General features: G+C 60.4%; 13 protein-coding genes. 4 read left to right on the top strand and 9 right to left on the bottom strand.

The window, feature by feature from the left end; all coding sequences use genetic code 11:
• Positions 1–279: 279 nt before the first annotated feature.
• Both JJN09_RS20925 and JJN09_RS20920 read right to left on the bottom strand, forming a co-directional pair.
• Positions 280–642: a DUF6124 family protein gene (locus tag JJN09_RS20925; RefSeq protein ID WP_249483461.1), complete on the bottom strand. Its 363-nt coding sequence runs from the start codon at positions 640–642 to the stop codon at positions 280–282.
• Between the two features lie 420 nt (positions 643–1,062).
• The gene (locus JJN09_RS20920; protein WP_007959711.1) at positions 1,063–1,731 is read right to left on the bottom strand and encodes a polysaccharide lyase family 7 protein; all 669 of its coding nucleotides are present in this window, start codon (positions 1,729–1,731) and stop codon (positions 1,063–1,065) included.
• 333 nt (positions 1,732–2,064) lie between these two features.
• On the opposite strand from JJN09_RS20920, the gene JJN09_RS20915 reads away from it, so the two are divergent.
• The 3 genes from JJN09_RS20915 to JJN09_RS20905 are packed head-to-tail and all read left to right on the top strand — an operon-like array spanning position 2,065 to position 5,042.
• Positions 2,065–4,188, top strand: coding sequence for a bifunctional diguanylate cyclase/phosphodiesterase (locus tag JJN09_RS20915; RefSeq protein WP_249483459.1), 2,124 nt, complete (start codon positions 2,065–2,067; stop codon positions 4,186–4,188).
• A gap of 41 nt (positions 4,189–4,229) precedes the next feature.
• Positions 4,230–4,721 (top strand): YgjP-like metallopeptidase domain-containing protein, encoded by a 492-nt coding sequence (locus JJN09_RS20910; protein ID WP_249483458.1) that lies wholly within the window; start codon positions 4,230–4,232, stop codon positions 4,719–4,721.
• A gap of 24 nt (positions 4,722–4,745) precedes the next feature.
• Positions 4,746–5,042 (top strand): helix-turn-helix domain-containing protein, encoded by a 297-nt coding sequence (locus JJN09_RS20905; protein WP_007894945.1) that lies wholly within the window; start codon positions 4,746–4,748, stop codon positions 5,040–5,042.
• Positions 5,043–5,267: 225 nt separating this feature from the next.
• On the opposite strand, the gene JJN09_RS20900 is transcribed toward JJN09_RS20905, so the two are convergent.
• Complete coding sequence (locus JJN09_RS20900) at positions 5,268–5,720, bottom strand: GNAT family N-acetyltransferase (RefSeq protein WP_249483457.1); 453 nt, start codon at positions 5,718–5,720, stop codon at positions 5,268–5,270.
• A 256-nt stretch (positions 5,721–5,976) separates the two neighbouring features.
• On the opposite strand from JJN09_RS20900, the gene JJN09_RS20895 reads away from it, so the two are divergent.
• A complete protein-coding gene (locus tag JJN09_RS20895; RefSeq protein ID WP_249483456.1) occupies positions 5,977–6,714 on the top strand; it encodes an ABC transporter substrate-binding protein in 738 nt (245 codons plus the stop codon).
• Between the two features lie 139 nt (positions 6,715–6,853).
• On the opposite strand, the gene yccS is transcribed toward JJN09_RS20895, so the two are convergent.
• The 6 genes from yccS to JJN09_RS20865 form a co-directional block, all read right to left on the bottom strand.
• Positions 6,854–9,037 carry a YccS family putative transporter gene (gene yccS / locus JJN09_RS20890; RefSeq protein WP_249483454.1) on the bottom strand — a complete coding sequence of 728 codons (2,184 nt, stop codon included), beginning with the start codon at positions 9,035–9,037 and terminating at the stop codon, positions 6,854–6,856.
• Between the two features lie 279 nt (positions 9,038–9,316).
• Complete coding sequence (locus JJN09_RS20885; protein WP_249483452.1) at positions 9,317–10,495, bottom strand: NAD(P)/FAD-dependent oxidoreductase; 1,179 nt, start codon at positions 10,493–10,495, stop codon at positions 9,317–9,319.
• A 173-nt stretch (positions 10,496–10,668) separates the two neighbouring features.
• Complete coding sequence (dbpA, locus tag JJN09_RS20880) at positions 10,669–12,054, bottom strand: ATP-dependent RNA helicase DbpA (RefSeq protein WP_249483451.1); 1,386 nt, start codon at positions 12,052–12,054, stop codon at positions 10,669–10,671.
• Positions 12,055–12,111: 57 nt separating this feature from the next.
• The gene (gene mdtD, locus JJN09_RS20875) at positions 12,112–13,539 is read right to left on the bottom strand and encodes a multidrug transporter subunit MdtD (protein ID WP_249483450.1); all 1,428 of its coding nucleotides are present in this window, start codon (positions 13,537–13,539) and stop codon (positions 12,112–12,114) included.
• A gap of 157 nt (positions 13,540–13,696) precedes the next feature.
• Positions 13,697–15,034, bottom strand: a complete 1,338-nt coding sequence (locus JJN09_RS20870; protein ID WP_249483448.1) for a TldD/PmbA family protein — start codon at positions 15,032–15,034, stop codon at positions 13,697–13,699.
• Positions 15,034–16,476 (bottom strand): TldD/PmbA family protein, encoded by a 1,443-nt coding sequence (locus JJN09_RS20865; RefSeq protein WP_249483447.1) that lies wholly within the window; start codon positions 16,474–16,476, stop codon positions 15,034–15,036. Before JJN09_RS20865 ends, JJN09_RS20870 begins: the two co-directional genes overlap by 1 nt.
• Between the last annotated feature and the right edge of the window lie 102 nt (positions 16,477–16,578).

Below are 16,578 nucleotides of genomic sequence, written 5' to 3'. Positions count from 1 at the left end.
GCCCGAGTAGGTGATTTAACAGCCTTTTTCAGAAAATTCAAGGCGTTTCTTGTCTTTGCTAATTGTTTGATGGCTACATAAAAAAAAATGAGGTTTTTTCCATGTAAATCAGCTGGTTAGATTGAGGTTGCGTTTTCTCGAAGAAAATACAGCGTGTTTCACCACAAATTCAAATTTCCTGAAAAGGCTGTGAGTGTCTCTAACGGACCTCCGTCATTTTTAGGACAAAGCAGCAGTCAAATCTGAATTTGACTGCCGTTTTTCACCCTAAGAATCTCCTTATTTAGCTATTTCGACGTGATCCAGCGCCTGATTCACCGCCAGTTCTCCAAGCATTACCAACTGCGCAATGCCTATCGCGGTTTTGCGGTCGGCGGGGGTTAGGGAGGCGGCGAAGTTGTTGAGCATTTCGCTGGCGGAGCCGAGGGTTTCGCTGGCGTTGGCCAGCAGGGATTCGGTGTTGTAGGCGGGGTTGGCGAAGTACATGGGGTCGGGTTCGTTGACCGTGGCCATGATGCGGGCGCCGGGGCAGAGGTAGTGGTCGAGGGCGCGTTCGGCGGCTTCGTTGAGTTTTTTCGAATCGGGAGATTCGTAGGGTGAGACCGGATCTGTTTCCGGCGGATTTGGAGTCGGTTTGAACATTGGAATGGTATGCCTCTATGTAGAGCCGCAACCAATCTCGCTACTAAACGGAAGGGTGGCAGCTGTGCGCAAGTTAGTAGACCGGACACCAATCCAAATCCGGCGCACCCGAGGGCGCCATGCGCACAGCCACCATCGAGTACAGGCGTTGGCCTGACTGGATGACGCTCGTGCAGCCATTTGGAAAGATGACGCGGGCTACTAAACCCGATCACTGCGAATCAGTGACCCGAATCAAGTTACCGATGGCCCTCCAGGCGCACAAGCCGGCGGATTCTGGCGTACCGGTAGGCAGCGACGCAAGCCGTTGTAGGCTTCGGGAAGTTGCGCCGACCGGGTTTAAACATGACCGTTTAATTCAGGTGCTGCTACTGGCGCCTTCGCTGGCAAGTCGAATCGTCGCACCGCAGCTCCCACAGGTTATTTGTCGTGGTCAATGTCCAGTTTTGAGAACGTCACCTGCCCACCTTCGCTGGTGTACCCGGTGTTGTCCTGCACATACACGCCCGCCTTGAAATACAGCGGTTTGTTACGCCAAGTCGCGCTGATCTGCGAATCCCACTGATACCCGGCCGCACTCACGCCCAGCGCGCCGCCGGGGCTCAGGTGAATGAGGTAGTTGAATTCGCGATTGAGTTTGATCCCGGTGGCGAGGGTGATGACGCGGCTTTCGTCCTGATCCGGATGGGTGCGCAGTTTGATCACCAGGTTGCCGGTCTCGGTTTTGTCTTTGTATTGGTATTCAAGCTTGAGCATCGGCTTCTGGCTTTCATACGCATGGATCTGGCCGATGACGATCTTGCCGGAGCTGGGCACCTTGTTGACCGAAAGGGTCGCGCGCAGCAGGTTGTCGGCGTCCGGGTAGTACCAGTTGCGCAATGTTCCGTTGCTGTAGGTTTCGCGCAGTTCGGTGCGCGGGTAGATGGCGTTTTCGGTTTTCGAGCCGGTCACCGGGGACCAGAAGAACAGGGTGCCGGTGTCGGAATGGAAGTACTGATCCTTGAAGCCGTTCACCAGTTTGGAGGTTTCGACGGTGTAGGGCGGGCTGCCAACGGGAACGCTGAGGTTCCAGGTTGCGAGGTCGATCATGTCGGTTCTTCCACTCTCTTTTTGCTGCACGCACGTGCCAGAAGCTCTAGCTCGCGGTTCTTGGGGGCGGCCTTTATAAGCGTAGAGGGATTTTTTGTTAACGGCCGTCTGGCGGATGATTGGCGTCAACATCCTGTCGAAATGCCATCTTTCCCGGTTTTCGGGGCCTCCAGCGGTGACCGTTAGTCGGCTTGTTACCGGTTTGGTTAAATGATGGCCTGATGACAGCTACTGCTTTTTCAGATCCCGGACTAGAGTGAAGGCTCAGTAACTGTACGGTTTTCACGAGAAACCGGCCGCGTCCCGATTGGATGTCCCGACAAGAGAAGCAGCATGGAATGCGCGCAACCCACGCCAGGTGAAGGCAGCTCAGTCCTTTTGATCGTTGATGACTACCCTGAAAATCTGATCAGCATGCGCGCGTTGCTGCAGCGCCAGGACTGGCAGGTGATGACCGCTGCATCCGGTTTCGAAGCCCTCAGTCTGTTGCTTGAACACGAAGTCGACCTGGTACTGCTGGATGTGCAGATGCCGGGAATGGACGGCTATGAAGTGGCACGCCTGATGCGCGGCAGCCAGCGAACGCGGCTGACGCCGATCATATTCCTCACCGCCAATGAACAATCCCAGGACGCCGTGATCAAGGGCTATGCCAGCGGTGCGGTGGATTACCTGTTCAAACCTTTCGACCCACAGATTCTCAAACCAAAAGTTCAGGCGTTGCTGGAGCACCAGCGCAATCGCCGGGCCTTGCAGCGCTTGAGTCAGGATCTGGAGTCGGCGCGGGCCTTCAATGCGTCGGTGCTGGATAACGCGGCTGAGGGGATCCTGGTACTGGCCGAGGATGGTTTGATCCGCTTCGCCAACCCGGCGATCTCGCGGTTGCTCAATGCGCCGGTGAAGGAGTTGGAGGGGCAGGAGTTTCTCGATTACTTGCAGAAACCGCACATTCCGCTGTGGGCCGATTCCGAGTTTTATGCCAGTTACAAACGAGGGGAGACGCTACGTTTACACGACGCGTTGCTGCGTACTGCGCCGGGTCAGCAGGTGCCGGTGGCACTCTCCTGCGCGCCGTTGCCGAGTGAACAGCACGCGATGGTGGTGACGGTGCTGGACATGTCGGTGGTCCGCCATCTGCATCAGCAGTTGGAGTTTCAAGCCGTCACCGATCCGTTGACCGGGCTGCTCAACCGCAGAGGTTTCTACCAGACTGTGGAAAACCTGCTGCTGCGCGGCGAGCGCACGGACAGCAGCTGGGTGCTGATGTACCTCGATCTCGACGGTTTCAAACGGGTCAACGATTCCCTCGGTCATGACGCCGGAGACCGGGTATTGCGTTGGGTTTCCGAGCAGTTGAAGGCCTGTCTGCGTCCGTTCGACATTCTGGCGCGGATGGGCGGCGACGAGTTCACCGCGCTGCTGGATCTGGAATTCCCCGAACAAGCGGCGAAGATCGCCGAAAAGCTCATCGAGCGAGTGTCGATCTGTCAGCAGATCGAAGGCATGGACATCGCCCTCGGCGCCAGTATCGGCATCGCCACATACCCGGATTGCGGCAGCAACCTCGACGGTTTGATGCGCGCCTCGGACATCGCCATGTACGAAGCCAAGCGCGCGGGGCGTCAGCAATATCGTTTCTACGATCACGAAATGAACGGTCGCGCGCGCTCACGACTGATGCTGGAAGAGAGCGTGCGCAACGCCATCGAGAACCGTGATTTCAATCTGGTGTATCAGCCGCAGGTGGCGATCGGTGACGGCAGGATTCGCGGTTTCGAGGCGTTGCTGCGCTGGCAGCATCCGAGCGTCGGCGACGTGCCGCCGGGGCTGTTCCTGCCGTTGCTGGAAGAGGCGACGCTGATCAGTCGGCTCGGCAGCTGGATCTATCATCGCAGCGCCGGGCAGCGTAAGGCGTGGGAGTCCGAGTTTTCCAAGGATCTGGTGCTTGGGGTGAGCCTGAGCAATACCCAGTTTGGTTTGCCGAATCTGGTGACCGAGCTGCGCCAGGTGCTGGAGCGCCATGGCTTGCAGCCGCATCAGATGGAAGTGGAAGTGACCGAGGAGGCGCTGACGGTCAATCCCGACGAGACGCGCAAACAATTGCGGTTGCTGCGCAATCTCGGGGTGCGGGTGGCGCTGGATGATTTCGGTTCCGGATCTTGCTCGCTGTCGCATTTGCGTGATCTGGAGCTGGATACGCTGAAGCTCGATCGGCACCTGATTGCCCGACTCCCGGACTCGTCCCGGGACGCCTCGCTGGTGCGCAGCGTCATCGAGCTGTGCAAGGAATACGGTTTGCTGGTGATTGCCGAAGGCGTGGAAACCGTCGAGCAATACCAATGGCTGCAAGCCCATGGTTGCGAGTACGTGCAAGGCTTCCTCGTGGCGCGGCCGTTGGTCGCCGAGGACGCCACGCGCTTCGCCGAGCCGTTCGACTGGAGCGCGTTGGCTGGTTGAATTCGCTACACTGGCGACCTTTTCATGACCCGTGCCGCCCCATGACTGCGTTGAAATACCTCCAGGCCTATCCCGCGAATCTGCAGGATCAGGTGCGCCAATTGATCGCCGAAAATCGCCTCGGTGATTACCTGAGCCAACGCTATCCGGGCCGCCACGATGTGCAGAGCGACAAGGCGTTGTACGGTTACGCGCTCGACTTGAAGCAGGAATACCTGCGCAATGCCCCGGCCATCGACAAGGTTTTGTTCGATAACCGTCTAGACCTGACCCACCGCGCCCTCGGTCTGCACACCACGGTGTCGCGGGTACAGGGCGGCAAGCTCAAGGCCAAGAAAGAGATTCGCATCGCCTCGCTGTTCAAGGAGGCCGCGCCTGAGTTTCTGAAGATGATCGTCGTGCACGAACTGGCGCACTTCAAGGAATCGGATCACAACAAGGCGTTCTACAAATTGTGTGATCACATGCTGCCGGGCTATCACCAGATCGAGTTCGACCTGCGGGTGTATCTGACCTGGCGAGACATGCAATAAAAAATCAAACAGCGGAGTGCATGCATGGACGTGAGCAAGACCAAGAGCAGTTTCTACCGGCGCTTGTACGTGGCATACCTGATCGACAGTGGCCTGGCCAGCAGCGTGCCGGCGCTGACCGAAGTCACCGGTATGCCCCGGCGCACGGCGCAGGACACGATTGCGGCGCTGGCGGATCTGGATATTGTTTGCGAGTTCGAGCAGGAAGAGGGCGCGCGCAACCATGCGGGGCGCTACCGGATTCGCGAGTGGGGGGCGATTGATCGGGGGTGGATTGAACGGAATTTGCGGCAGATCAAGGCTGTTCTGGAATATCCCTAAGTTGGGTGTTCACCTTTAGATCGTTGCCCTCACCCCAGCCCTCTCCCGGAGGGAGAGGGGCCGACTAAGGTGTCTGGCGTTATACATCGACCTGAAAAACCGAGTCGATTATGGATTCAACCGCGATCGCTCACGTCGGCGAATCTTCTGAATATTCCCCAATCAGTCCCCTCTCCCTTTGGGAGAGGGTTAGGGTGAGGGGGCGATCTTCAGCCTAGCGATAGCTCAAGACCGCCGCATACCAATATGCGGAATGTCATCCTCCAGATATTCCTCACCCGCCACGACAAACCCGTACCGCCCGTAATACCCCTGCAAATGCGCTTGGGCCGAGAGATAGATCGGCACCTCAGGCCAGCGCTTCTCGGCCTGTTTCAGCGCCTGCTCCATCATTTCATGCCCCAGCCCTTTGCCACGCCCGGCAGGCGCCGTCAGTACGCGGCCGATCACCACATCGCCGCCCTGGGATTCCGGGTCCAGCAGGCGCAGGTACGCCACCAGTTGATCGCCGTCCCAGCCCATCAGGTGGCAGGTATCGCTATCCAGATCCTGACCGTCCGGGTCCAGGTACGCGCAGCGCTGTTCGACCACGAACACCTCCCCGCGCAATTTCAAAATGGCGTACAGCTGCTCCAGTCCCAGATCGCTGTGATGTTTGCAGAGCCACTCGATTGTCATCTTCCGATTCCTTGAACAACGTCGTCCGATACTAAGCGTCCCGTCGAAATATGTCTGTATGGCGCAATAATCTGTGACGAAGGCCAAAATGCCATCATTCCTTTCTCGCGCTGCTGACTTCTTTGTGTAATCTGCAGGGAAGCGCTGTGCAATGGCTTCAATGAGCTAATGTTAGGGCCTGGGATTCGCCGGTACGGGGCCTTGGGGTTTTGACTGAAAACACGCCGGGCGGCCCGCCCGCTAAGGATTTTCAAGCATGCCGCGATTGCATCGAGCGTTGGCTTTGATCGGATTGCTGTTGCTGGGTCAAAGCGCTGCAGCGGAGAAGTTGCGTCTGGTCTTCGACGTCTGGCCGCCGTTTACCGATGACACGCTGGTCAACGGTGGATTGGCCACGGACATTGTCAGCACGGCCCTGGCCCGGGCCGGCTATGCCAGCGATTACGAACAAGTGCCGTGGGCGCGGGCCCTGCTCGGGGTTGGCGAGGGGCGTTACGACGTGCTGGTCAACGCCTGGTACAACGACGATCGCACGAAGCTGGGGCAGTTTTCCGACGAGTATTTGCTCAACCGCGTGCGTTTCCTCAAGCGCAAAGACACGCCCATCGAATACAACAACCTGCAGGAACTGCACACCTATCCGATTGCGGTGGTTCGCGGCTACGCCTATTCGGCGCCGTTCGATGCCGACACGGCGTTGCAGAAGGTCCCTGTGCATAACTTCGCCATGGCGGTGCGTATGCTGGCGGCAGATCGGGTCAAGCTGACCCTTGAAGATGAATACGTCGCCCGCTATTACCTCGCCCGTGAATCACCAAAAGTGCGCAACGCCGTGGAGTTCCTGCCCAAGCCGCTGAGCGAGAACAGCCTGCACATTCTGGTCAGCCTGAAGAACCCGGAGCACGAACAGATCGTGGCCGGGTTCGACAAAGCGATTGCGTCGATGAAAGCCGATGGCAGCTATGACAAGCTGCTCAGGCAGCACGGCATGTAGCCTGAAGGATTTTTAGTGCACGAACTGGCGATTTCGCGGGCAAGCCCGCTCCCACAGTGTCCGGTGTGAAACAACAATTTGAATACACCAGACAACTTGTGGGAGCGGGCTTGCCCGCGAAGAGGCCTGCTTGGCCAACTCAATCCTCGGCCGTGTCTTTGATCAAGTGCGCCGCCAGCGTCCGCAACGGACCGAGCTGGCGGCAGATCAACGCCAGTTGCGTCTGTACCAGTCGCTGGCCTTCGTCGATCTCGTCCGCCATCTGCTCAAGCTCATTGGCCAGCGCCTCTTCCTCATCGCTTTGAATCGCAATCGGCTGTTTGCTCGACAACCCCTGAGCAATTTCGTCGATGCTGGTGGCGAGTTTCACCCCGGCGCCATCGATCAGATGCTCACGCACCTCCGCCGGCAGCTGGGTTTCCCGGTGCGCACCTAGGCCTGAGAGATAGCTGAGCAGCGTGTGCGACAGCACCAGGAAACGGAAGCCGACGTCGGCCTCTTTCCGGAAGTGCCCCGGCTCCATCAGCATGTTTGCCAGCGTGGTCGACAGCGCCGCGTCGGCGTTGTGCGCGTTGCGGCGGGCGAGTCGATAGGCGAGGTCGTCGCTCTTGCCGGCGGCGTATTGCTGCATGATCTGGCGCAGGTAGATGCTGTTGCAGGTCAGGGTGTTGGCCAGCACCTTGTTCAGGCGCCGACCCTGCCAGTCCGGCAGGAACAGGATCACCGTGAGACCGGCGATCAGGCTGCCGAGCAGGGTATCGAACAGGCGCGGCACAAACAGCCCGTAGCCGTCACCGACCTGGTTGAAGCAGAACAGCACCATGATCGTGATCGCGGCGGTCGCCACGGTGTAGCGGGTGGTGCGGTTGGTAAAGAACACCACGCCGGCAGCGATGGCGAAACACGACTGCACCAGCGGGCTCGGGAACAGATCGAAAAGCGCCCAGGCGATGGTCAGGCCGATGGCGGTGCCGAGAATTCGCTGGCCGAGTTTGCGCCGGGTGGCGCCGTAGTTCGGCTGGCAGACGAACAGCGTGGTGAGGATGATCCAATAGCCTTGCGACGGGTGAATCAGATGCACCATGCCGTAGCCGATGCTCAACGCCAGCGGCAGGCGCAGGGCGTGGCGGAACAACAGTGACGTCGGCGTCAGTTGGGTGCGCAGGCGAACCAATACGTCCTTGAAATTGCGCGGCGAGCGGTCGAGCAGGCTGCTGTCGGTGGCATCGGCCAAGGCATCAGGGTTGCTCGCATCGCTGAGCAAACGGTCGAGGGTGCCGAGGTTGGCCGCCAGTGCCCGCAACGAACGCAACAGTCCACGCCAGGCCGGGTTGCTCTGGATGCGCAGGTGTTCGAGGGAGGCGTGCAGGTCGCTCAGGGCTTCGGCAAAAGTCGCATCGTAGATGAACGGCTGGCGCATCTGGATCGATTCGGCCAGCGCCCGGCAGGCCTTGCCTTGCTGACGCAGCAGGCGCTGGCAGCGGAACAGCACGTCGCTGTGGAAAAACGCTTCGGCCAGCGCGTTGTAGGGGTAGTGCGAAGAACTGGCGCGTTCGTGAATGTCCTGGGCAAGGAAGTACAGCTTCAGGTAACGGCTGACTTTCGAGCCGGGGCGACCGTTGCCGACCCGATGCAGAATGATTTCCTTGGCGCTGTTCAGCGCCGCAACGACACGGCCGTTTTGTTGAGCCAGTTCCAGCCGCCGCGCTTCGACGTCCATCTGACGGATCGGCTCGAACAGCGAGGCTTTCAGCTTCAGGTAATAGCCGAGTTCGCGGAACAACCGCGCCAGACTCTGCTGAACCGGCTGATTGGAAAACATCGCCTGCCACAGCACCGACAGCAGGCCGTACCACGCGGCGCCGGCCACCAGCAGCATCGGCTCATGCCAAAAATCCGTGACCGCGCCGCCACGTTGGTCGACGCCGATCATGGTGTAGACGGAAAGAATCAGGGTCGCCGAGGCGATCGCGCCATAACGCTCGCCGAGCGCACCGAGCATGGTCAGGCCGAAACTGGCCAGCGCCAAAGCGATGACGAACACGATGGGGTAGGGGAACAGCAATTCCACCGACAGCGCCGCGACGCTGAAACACACCAGCGTCACCGCCAGTGCGTTGAGGCGGCCCTGCCAACTGTCGTCGGTCTCGGCCAGGGCACTGGCGATGATCCCCAGGAACAGCGGGATCAGCAGCCCCATTTCATCCTGATACCAGCACAGCGCCATGCTGCCGGTCAGGGCGATGAACACCCGCACGCTGTAGCTGAATTTATCCAGCGCCCACAGGCGCCGCAAAGACTGACGAAACGAGGTCGAGGACATGAAGTGCGAAGGCCTTCCGAGGCGATGCCGCTAAATTGAGCCAGTAATGACGCCGACGCAATGGCGCCGATCACATCTGACAGCAAAAAGTGTTCCTTTGGGTTCTTGCGCCGACTTCAAATTTTGAATCTTGCACACAAACCTGTGGGAGCTGGCTTGCCAGCGATGAGGCCAGTACACCCAACATCATTGCTGACTGTCAGGCCGCCATCGCTGGCAAGTCGAATCGTCGCACCGCAGCTCCCACAGGGATTGCATTTCAAATCCAAGAAGCCTGGGTCAGACGTACTGCGCGGCAGCGTAGCCAGACGCCCAGGCCCACTGGAAGTTGAATCCGCCCAGATGCCCGGTGACATCCAGCACTTCGCCAACAAAATAGAGGCCCGGGCTTTTCAGCGATTCCATGGTCTTGGACGACACTTCGCGGGTGTCGACGCCACCGAGGGTGACTTCGGCGGTGCGGTAGCCTTCGGTGCCGGCCGGGACGACTTTCCAGCTGCCGAGCTTCTCGGCGATCTCCGCCAGTTCGGCGTGGGTGTACTGCTTCATCGGTTTGGAGACGAACCAGTTGTCCGCCAGCAGGTTGGCCATCTTCTTGGTGAAGATTTCGCCGAGCAGGGTTTTCAGTTCGCTGTTCGGACGTTCGGCGGTTTGCTGTTGCAGCCAGCTCGCGGCGTCGTGATCGGGCAGCAGGTTGATTTCGACCGTGTCACCGGATTCCCAGAACGAAGAAATCTGCAGAATCGCCGGGCCGCTGAGGCCGCGGTGAGTGAACAGTATGTTCTCGCGAAAGCTCTGGTCATTGCAGCTGACCAGGCAATCCACCGAGGTGCCGGACAGTTCGGTGCACAGATCCTTGAGCTGATCGGTGATGGTGAATGGCACCAGCCCGGCGCGGGTCGGCAGCAGGTCGTGACCAAATTGCTTGGCGACCTGATAACCGAAACCGGTGGCACCCAACGTCGGGATCGACAGACCGCCAGTGGCAATCACCAGCGACTGGCACTGGATCTGCCCGAGAGTAGTGTCGAGCAGGTAACCGCCCTCGACCTTCTCGATGGTCTGGATCGAGGTATCGAGGTGCAGGTTGACGCCGACCTGATCGCACTCGTCCAGCAGCATGCCGAGGATGTCGCTGGATTTGTTATCGCAGAACAACTGACCGAGTTTTTTTTCGTGATACGGCACGCCGTGTTTGGCGACCATGCCGATGAAGTCCCACTGGGTGTAGCGGGCCAGCGCGGATTTGCAGAAATGCGAATTCTGCGAAAGGAAATTGCTCGGCTCGGTGTACATGTTGGTGAAGTTGCAGCGCCCACCACCGGACATCAGGATTTTCTTGCCGGCCTTGTTCGCGTGGTCGAGCAGCATCACCTGACGGCCACGCCCGGCGGCGGTCAGTGCACACATCAACCCTGCGGCGCCAGCGCCAATGATCACGACTTCGGTAGAGCGCAAAACGGTGTCCTCACAAAGTATTCAAAATTCACCGAAGACCAATGTGGGAGCGGGCTTGCCCGCGATGAGGCCAGAACATTCAACATGGATGTTGTTTGTCAGTCCGTCATCGCGGGCAAGTCGAACCGTCGCACCGCCGCTCCCACAAGGATCTACTTTGGATGGTAGATCGTTTACAAAACGCGAACGCGCAGCGAACGACCCTTGATCTTGCCGTTGTTCAAACGCTGCAGCGCCTGCATGACCACGGTGCGCTCAACCGCCACATAGGACTGGAAGTCGAAGATCGCGATCTTGCCAACCTGAGCGCCAGGGATGCCGGCATCGCCGGTCAGTGCGCCGAGAATGTCGCCCGGACGCACCTTGTCTTTGCGGCCGCCACCGATGCACAGCGTGCTCATCGGCGGTTGCAGCGGGGCACCGCCCTGGGATTTCAGGTTATCCACCTGATCCCAGTTCAGCGGGGTTTTCTGCAGTTGTTCGATGGCTTGCGCGCGGTGCGCTTCGGACGGCGCCACCAGGCTGACCGCGATACCTTTCTCGCCGGCACGACCGGTACGGCCGACGCGGTGAATGTGGATTTCCGAGTCGCGGGCCAGTTCGACGTTGATCACCATGTCCAGTGCATCGATGTCCAGACCACGGGCGGCAACGTCAGTGGCAACCAGTACCGAAGTGCTGCGGTTGGCGAACATCGCCAATACCTGATCGCGGTCGCGTTGTTCCAGATCGCCGTGCAGGCCGACGGCGGAAATGCCCTTGGAGGTCAGGTGATCGACGGTTTCCTGCACTTGCTGTTTGGTGAAGCAGAACGCCACGGTAGAGGCTGGGCGGAAGTGGTGCAGGACTTTGGTCACCGCGCTCATGCGCTCTTCAGGGGAAATCTCGTAGAAGCGTTGTTCGATCTGGGTGTCGTCGTGGAACGCTTCGGCTTTCACCGTTTGCGGATCGCGCATGAACTTCGACGCCAGTTGCTTGATGCCCACCGGGTAAGTGGCCGAGAACAGCAGGGTCTGACGACGGGCCGGGGTCTGCTCGATGATGTCTTCGATGGCGTCGTAGAAACCCATGTCGAGCATGCGGTCGGCTTCGTCGAGGATCAGTGTGTTGAGGCCGTCGAGGACCAACGAACCCTTGCGCAAGTGCTGCTGGATACGACCCGGAGTGCCGACGATGATGTGCGCGCCGTGCTCCAGCGAACCGATCTGCGGGCCGAACGACACGCCGCCGCACAGGGTCAGGACCTTGATGTTGTCTTCGGCACGGGCCAGACGACGGATTTCCTTGGCGACCTGGTCGGCCAGCTCACGGGTCGGGCAAATGACCAGCGCCTGGCAGCCGAAGTAGCGCGGATTGATCGGGTTCAGCAGGCCGATGCCGAACGCGGCGGTCTTGCCGCTGCCGGTCTTGGCCTGGGCGATCAGGTCCATCCCCTTGAGGATCACCGGCAAGCTCTGCGCCTGGATCGGCGTCATCTGGGCATAACCGAGGGAGTCGAGGTTAGCCAGCATGGCGGCGGACAGCGGCAAAGTATTAAAAGCGGTGGCGATGGTGGTCACGGGACTGGCCTGCAAAACAAAATGTCGCGCAGTGTACCAGCCCGATGGCCAATAGCCCTAAGACTCGATGTGCTCTTCCGGACGCCTGACACGCCGTCCGTCTTCCTTGGAGAGTTGCGAAAAGATCGTCGCCGCCAGCATCGCCATGATCCCAACGGTCACGAATGTGAGTTGAAATGCGCCCAACACGGTCTCAACGCCGTCGTTGCCGATCTCCGCCGTGAAGCCGCCGAGCAGCGCACCCGCGCACGCCACACCGAGGCTCAGTGACAATTGCGCCACCACTGACAGCAGGCTGTTGCCGCTGCTGGCGCTGGCGTCGTCGAGGTCGATCAGGGTCACGGTGTTCATCGCAGTAAATTGCAGCGAGTTGATCGCTCCGAGAATCGCCAGCAGGCACAGCAGCAGCCAGTACGGCGTCTGCTCGCTGACCAGGCCCATGCTTGCCAGCATGATCCCCAGAAACAGCGTGTTGCCGGTCAGCACGATGCGATAGCCGAGGCGTTCGATCAGCGGCCGCGCGCCCCACTTGGCGACCATCGCCGCAGCGGCCAGCGGCAACATGCTCATCCCGGCCTGGGACGGCGAATAACCCAGCGCGACTTGCAGCAGCAACGGCACCAGAAACGGCAGAGCGCCGCTGCCCAATCGGGCAAACAGGTTGCCGAGAATGCCGACCGCGAAGGTGCGGGTCTTGAACAGCGACGGCGCGAACAGCGGGTTTTCAATGTGCCCGGCGCGCAACCAGTACGCCGCCAGACACGCCATACCGCCGAACAGCAACAGCATCACCCGCAAGTGCGGCAGGTGCAGTTCGCCGAGGCCTTCCATGGCGATGGTGATCAGCACCATCGCTGCGCCGAACAGCAGGAAGCCCAGGCTATCGAAACGCGTACGCTCGGTGCCGCGCAGGTCGGGGATGAACTTCCACACCGCGTAGCAACCGATGACGCCGACCGGCAGGTTGATCAGGAAGATCCAGTGCCACGTCAGGTATTCCACCATCCAGCCGCCCATGGTCGGGCCGATCAGCGGGCCGAGCAGGCCGGGAATGGTGATGAAACCCATGATCCGTACCAGTTCCGAACGCGGATAAGCGCGCAGCACCACCAGCCGTCCGACCGGCAGCATCAGTGCGCCGCCGAGGCCCTGAATCACCCGGGCACCGATCAGCATGCTCAGGCTGCTCGACAAGGCGCAGAGCAGCGAGCCAATGCTGAACAGCAAGATCGCGCCGAAGAAGATTTTCTTGGTCCCGAAGCGGTCGGCGATCCAGCCCGAGGCCGGAATCAGCAACGCCACGGTGAGCATGTAGGCGATGATCACGCCCTGCATGCGCAACGGGTCTTCGGCCAGATCCCGGGCCATGGCTGGCAGGGCAGTGTTGAGGATGGTCCCGTCGAGGGACTGCATGAAGAAAGCGATGGCGACGACCCACGGCAACCAGCGGGCGGTGATGGCGTCGAGAGGCGGGCGGTTGGGCATGGAACCTCTGTTAGTGGCAGGTAACCGGACCCTGTGGGGGCTGCGGTGCGATGATTCGACTTGCCAGCGATGGCGGACTCTCAGGCAATACTTGTATTGAATTCAAGGGCCCTATCGCTGGCAAGCCAGCTCCCACAGGTTTTGCGGTGTCGCGGTGTTACAAGGTCAAGGTCAATCGACTCACCAGCGCCCCCGGCAGCAACGCCGACGACGTATTGCGCTGGCTGTAGGTACTCGCCGACAGCAGCAACTCACGCTCGGCGGTCAACGCTTCCAGCTGCGAACCCAGCAGACTGTAGGCACTGTCGTCGAAACGCATGGTGCTGACCGGCGCCTGAATCTCGCCATTCTCGACCCAGAACGTGGCAAACCGGGTCATGCCGGTCAGGCGCGCCGCCGGTTGATCGGAGAAGTTCAAGTACCACAGGTTGCTGATATACAACCCGGTGCCCAACTGCTTGAGGATTTCGGCCTGCGGCAGATCACCCGCACCCATGTTCAGTGCGCTTGGCGATTCGCCACCGCCGGCACCGTTGGCTGTCAGACCGTATTCGGCAGCACTGCGTGAACCGACCAGTTGCTCGCCGGCCTTGCCCTCAATGATCAACCGCAGATCACTGCGCGGATAACCTTCGCCGGAGAACGCCGGGCTCAGCGAGTCGCTGACTTTCTCGTCGAGGGACACCAAGGGACTGAGCGCCTGATCGCCGGCATACAGTTTCTGCAACGGGCTGCTCTTGCTGGCAATCGACTGCGCCGAGAAACCGCCCCAGCACAGCATGCCCATGATTTCTTCCAGCGCCGCCGGCGCCAGATAGGCGCGGTATTGGCCGGGCGGCAAGGTGCGCAGGGGGCGACCGAGAAACTCGAGTTGCTCGCGGGCCTGCTGGATGCGTTTGGCGAAGTCTTCGCTGTTCCAGTCATGTCCGGCGTAGCTGGCCTTCACTGCTTCGCCGTTCTCGTGGAACAGGCTGAAGTCGAAGTTGAAGCTGTTGGCCTGATGCCAGCCGAACGCGCCGGAAGAGCTGGCGAAGCCACGGCTGATTGGGCCGGCGGCGTAGAAGCCGACCAGATCCAGGCCGGCCGCAGCCTCGGCGATTTCTGCCACCACCTGCTCGGTGTCCGGCAGCGGATGTTCCTGCACGTTCTTGCTCTGCCAGCCGTTGTGGTTGAGCAGCAGGTAAGGATCCTGTGGCAGCAGCGGCAGGGTTTCGCGCAATTGTTGCAAGCCTTCGGCGAGGCGTTGCAGGTCGGTGGCCTGCTCGCCGGACAGGGTGATGTGCAGGTCGGCATGGCGGCCGTCGTCGATCAGTTTCAGACCGATACCGGCTTGCTGCACTTGCCCGGCCTGACGCACCTTGGCGTGGTTGAAGCGCACGAAGGCCGACGATTCGGCGTCGTAACTCAGGGTGAACTGTTCCGGCTCGCGCACGGCATCGCGCAGCCAGTTGACCAGCACCTTGAACGCCTCGGACGGGTTCTTGGAAATACTCATCAGGCGTCTCCCCCAAACACATCAACATTGCTGAACACGCAGGCCGGCGAAGCGTGGCCGACGCGGATCACCTGGTTCGGTTCGCCCTTGCCGCAGTTCGGCGTGCCCAGCACCTGGGTGGTGCCGGCGTTGCCGACGGCGCGCAGGCTCTTCCAGAAGTGCGCGGAAATGCCCCGGTAGTTCGGGTTTTTTACCACGCCTTTGAGTTCGCCGTTTTCAATCAACTGACCCCATTCGCAGCCGAACTGGAATTTGTTGCGTGCATCGTCGATCGACCACGAACGGTTGGTGCTCATCAGGATGCCGTTTTCGATGCTGCCGATCAGTTGCTGCAGCGATTGGTCACCCGGCTCGATGTTGAGGTTGGCCATGCGGTCGATCGGCGGGCGGTTCCAGCCGCAGGCGCGACTGTTGGCGACGCCGTCCATACCCGCGCGGAATTGCGACAGTGCTCCACCCAGCGGCCGCACCAGCAGACCTTCGCGAATCAGGAATTGCTTGCTGGCGGCTGTGCCGTCGTCGTCATGGCCGTAGCTGGCGAGTTCTTCCGGGATGCCCGGATCGAACGTCACGTTGAGCAGTTTCGAGCCGTATTGCAGGCTGCCGAAATCCGAGGCTTTGACAAAACTGGTGCCGGCGTAATTGCGCTCGTCGCCGAGGATCCGGTCGAGTTCCAGCGGGTGGCCGATGGATTCGTGGATCTGCAACATCATCTGGTCAGGCATCAGCAGCAGGTCGCGGGGGCCTTGCGGGGTGTTCGGCGCGAGCAGCAGTTGCAGCGCCTGATCGGCGACTTGCGGGCCGGCACCGATCAAGCCGCAGCGACTGATCACGTCGGCACCGCCCTGCTGGCCGAAGTTTTCGCGGCCGAGGCTGCGGGTCTGGCTGTCGTTGCCGTCGTAGGCCGTGACGTCCAGGCCTGGATAAACGAAGCGCTGGGCCTGGCGCAATTCGGCCCCGGCGCTGCTCAGGTAGATCTGTTCGACGTGGGTGATGCCGATGCTCACTTCCCAATTCACCAGGCGCTCATCCTTTGGCACCGAGGCGGATTCCGCGCCGAGCAGCTCGAAGCATTCGCTCAGGGACGGGAAGGGTTGTTCGAGATTGGGTGAAAAGTAGTCGGCACGGTCGCTGGACACCGGCTGCTGGCTAAGGTCGAGCAGGGCGTGGGGCTTGATCCGGCGGGCCTGCTGCTCGGCACGCTCGAGGGCGGCTTGCAGGCCTTGTTGCGACAGGTCATTGGTTGCGGCGTAGGCTTCGACGCCGTTGACGCGAACGGTGAGCATCGCGCCTTCGTCGCGGCTCAGGCTCGGCGGTTCGGCGACGTTCTTGCGCACCGACAGGTACTGGCCGGACTCACGTACATACCGCAAGGAAAAAAACTCGGCGCCCGTGCGCAAGGCAGCGAAGCGCTGCTTGAGCTGGGGGTGGAAATCGAACATCAGGGAACCTCCTTGTCATGGGAGAAGCGGCGAAGCGGATTCGGCGGGGAGGGGTGAAACGATTGCGCGAGGACTAGAGTAGGCCTGCGTGGGGGTAGGATC

Source organism: Pseudomonas sp. HS6 (genome assembly GCF_023375815.1).
Classification (GTDB): domain Bacteria; phylum Pseudomonadota; class Gammaproteobacteria; order Pseudomonadales; family Pseudomonadaceae; genus Aquipseudomonas.
Note: the sequence above shows the minus strand (reverse complement) of the source record. Positions and strands in the feature narration are given on the sequence as shown.

Coding starts and splice junctions, on each gene's coding strand:
- JJN09_RS20925 (WP_249483461.1), bottom strand. CDS start 642: ATGTTCAAACCGACTCCAAATCCGCCGGAAACAGATCCGGTCTCACCC.
- JJN09_RS20920 (WP_007959711.1), bottom strand. CDS start 1,731: ATGATCGACCTCGCAACCTGGAACCTCAGCGTTCCCGTTGGCAGCCCG.
- JJN09_RS20915 (WP_249483459.1), top strand. CDS start 2,065: ATGGAATGCGCGCAACCCACGCCAGGTGAAGGCAGCTCAGTCCTTTTG.
- JJN09_RS20910 (WP_249483458.1), top strand. CDS start 4,230: ATGACTGCGTTGAAATACCTCCAGGCCTATCCCGCGAATCTGCAGGAT.
- JJN09_RS20905 (WP_007894945.1), top strand. CDS start 4,746: ATGGACGTGAGCAAGACCAAGAGCAGTTTCTACCGGCGCTTGTACGTG.
- JJN09_RS20900 (WP_249483457.1), bottom strand. CDS start 5,720: ATGACAATCGAGTGGCTCTGCAAACATCACAGCGATCTGGGACTGGAG.
- JJN09_RS20895 (WP_249483456.1), top strand. CDS start 5,977: ATGCCGCGATTGCATCGAGCGTTGGCTTTGATCGGATTGCTGTTGCTG.
- yccS (WP_249483454.1), bottom strand. CDS start 9,037: ATGTCCTCGACCTCGTTTCGTCAGTCTTTGCGGCGCCTGTGGGCGCTG.
- mdtD (WP_249483450.1), bottom strand. CDS start 13,539: ATGCCCAACCGCCCGCCTCTCGACGCCATCACCGCCCGCTGGTTGCCG.
- JJN09_RS20870 (WP_249483448.1), bottom strand. CDS start 15,034: ATGAGTATTTCCAAGAACCCGTCCGAGGCGTTCAAGGTGCTGGTCAAC.
- JJN09_RS20865 (WP_249483447.1), bottom strand. CDS start 16,476: ATGTTCGATTTCCACCCCCAGCTCAAGCAGCGCTTCGCTGCCTTGCGC.